Annotated in this window: 1 rRNA gene; it reads right to left on the bottom strand. The window is 55.7% G+C overall.

Annotation, left to right across the window (positions count from 1 at the left end):
• A 23S ribosomal RNA gene (locus KNO66_RS14715) occupies window positions 1-2,527 on the bottom strand; the annotation flags it as partial.

The raw sequence follows: 2,527 nt of genomic DNA, 5'->3' as shown, positions 1-2,527 counted from the left end.
CCACGCTTCCACCCATGACCTATCTACCTCATCGTCTCTGAGGGGTCTTTCTTGATTGCTCAAAGGGAAATCTCATCTCGGAGGGGGCTTCATGCTTAGATGCTTTCAGCACTTATCCCGTCCGCACGTAGCTACCCAGCGATGCTCCTGGCGGAACAACTGGTACACCAGCGGTGCGTCCATCCCGGTCCTCTCGTACTAAGGACAGCTCTCCTCAAATTTCCTGCGCCCACGACGGATAGGGACCGAACTGTCTCACGACGTTCTGAACCCAGCTCGCGTACCGCTTTAATGGGCGAACAGCCCAACCCTTGGGACCTACTCCAGCCCCAGGATGCGATGAGCCGACATCGAGGTGCCAAACCTCCCCGTCGATGTGGACTCTTGGGGGAGATCAGCCTGTTATCCCCAGGGTAGCTTTTATCCGTTGAGCGATGGCCCTTCCATGCGGAACCACCGGATCACTAAGCCCGACTTTCGTCCCTGCTCGACTTGTAGGTCTCGCAGTCAAGCTCCCTTCTGCCTTTGCACTCTTCGAATGATTTCCAACCATTCTGAGGGAACCTTTGGGCGCCTCCGTTACTGTTTAGGAGGCGACCGCCCCAGTCAAACTACCCGCCTGACACGGTCCTCCAGCCGGATCACGGCTGCGAGTTAGAGACTCTATACGCAAAGGGTGGTATCCCAAGGGTGTCTCCACCGAAGCTGGCGCTCCGGCTTCACAAACTCCCACCTATCCTGTACATCGCGTACAAAGCCTCAATATCAGGCTGTAGTAAAGCTCCATGGGGTCTTTCCGTCCTGTCGCGGGTAACCTGCATCTTCACAGGTACTATGATTTCACCGGGTCTCTCGTTGAGACAGTGCCCAAATCGTTACGCCTTTCGTGCGGGTCGGAACTTACCCGACAAGGAATTTCGCTACCTTAGGACCGTTATAGTTACGGCCGCCGTTTACTGGGGCTTCGGTTCAGTGCTTCTCTTGCGATGACACATCCCCTTAACCTTCCAGCACCGGGCAGGCGTCAGCCCCTATACTTCATCTTGCGATTTAGCAGAGACCTGTGTTTTTGCTAAACAGTCGTTTGGGCCTATTCACTGCGGCTTATGTTGCCATAAGCGTCCCTTCTCCCGAAGTTACGGGACCATTTTGCCGAGTTCCTTAACGAGAGTTATCCCGCGCGTCTTAGAATTCTCATCTCGCCTACCTGTGTCGGTTTGCGGTACTGGCGCCGACCTCCTCACTAGAGGCTTTTCTTGGCAGCGTGAAATCCGGTGCTTCGCCCTACGGGCTCCACGTCACAGCTCAACCTTGGTGCCGGGCGGATTTGCCAACCCGACGGCCTCGCTGCTTGTCCGTGCACTTCCAGTCGCACGGTCACCTTATCCTTCTGCGTCCCCCCATCGTTCAAACGGTGGTACGGCGGTACAGGAATATCGACCTGTTGTCCATCGCCTACGCCTTTCGGCCTCGGCTTAGGTCCAGACTAACCCTGAGCGGACGAGCCTTCCTCAGGAAACCTTAGGCTTTCGACGGAGGGGATTCTCACCCCTCTTTTCGCTACTCACACCGGCATTCTCACTTCCAAGCGCTCCACGGCTCCTCACGATACCGCTTCACTGCTGCTTGGAACGCTCTCCTACCATCCCTTACGGGATCCATAGCTTCGGTGGTATGTTTAGCCCCGTTACATTTTCGGCGCGGCGCCACTCGACTAGTGAGCTATTACGCACTCTTTGAATGGTGGCTGCTTCTAAGCCAACATCCTAGTTGTCTGTGCAGCGCCACATCCTTTTCCACTTAACATACACTTGGGGACCTTAGCTGATGGTCTGGGCTGTTTCCCTCTCGACTACGGATCTTATCACTCGCAGTCTGACTCCCGAGTACAAGTTGCTGGCATTCGGAGTTTGACTGAATTCGGTAACCCTGTGGGGGCCCCTAGTCCAATCAGTGCTCTACCTCCAGAACTCTTCACCTCGAGGCTAGCCCTAAAGCTATTTCGGAGAGAACCAGCTATCTCCAGGTTCGATTGGCATTTCACCGCTACCCACACCTCATCCCCGCACTTTTCAACGTGCGTGGGTTCGGACCTCCAGTCAGTGTTACCTGACCTTCATCCTGGACATGGGTAGATCACCTGGTTTCGGGTCTACGACGACGGACTGATGCGCCCTGTTCAGACTCGCTTTCGCTGCGGCTCCGCCTCATCGGCTTAACCTCGCCCGCCATCGTAACTCGCCGGTTCATTCTACAAAAGGCACGCCATCACCCGTGAACGGGCTCTGACTACTTGTAGGCATACGGTTTCAGGATCTCTTTCACTCCCCTTCCGGGGTGCTTTTCACCTTTCCCTCACGGTACTGGTTCACTATCGGTCACTAGGAAGTATTTAGCCTTGGGAGATGGTCCTCCCGGATTCCGACGGGGTTTCACGTGTCCCGCCGTACTCAGGATCCACTCTGGAGGGGATGGGGTTTCGGCTACAGGGCCGTCACCTTCTCTGGCCGACCTTTCCAGGTCGTTC

It is taken from the genome of Exiguobacterium sp. s48, assembly GCF_018617395.1.
Classification (GTDB): Bacteria; Bacillota; Bacilli; order Exiguobacteriales; family Exiguobacteriaceae; genus Exiguobacterium.
This window is presented reverse-complemented; position numbering and strand designations above follow the sequence as displayed.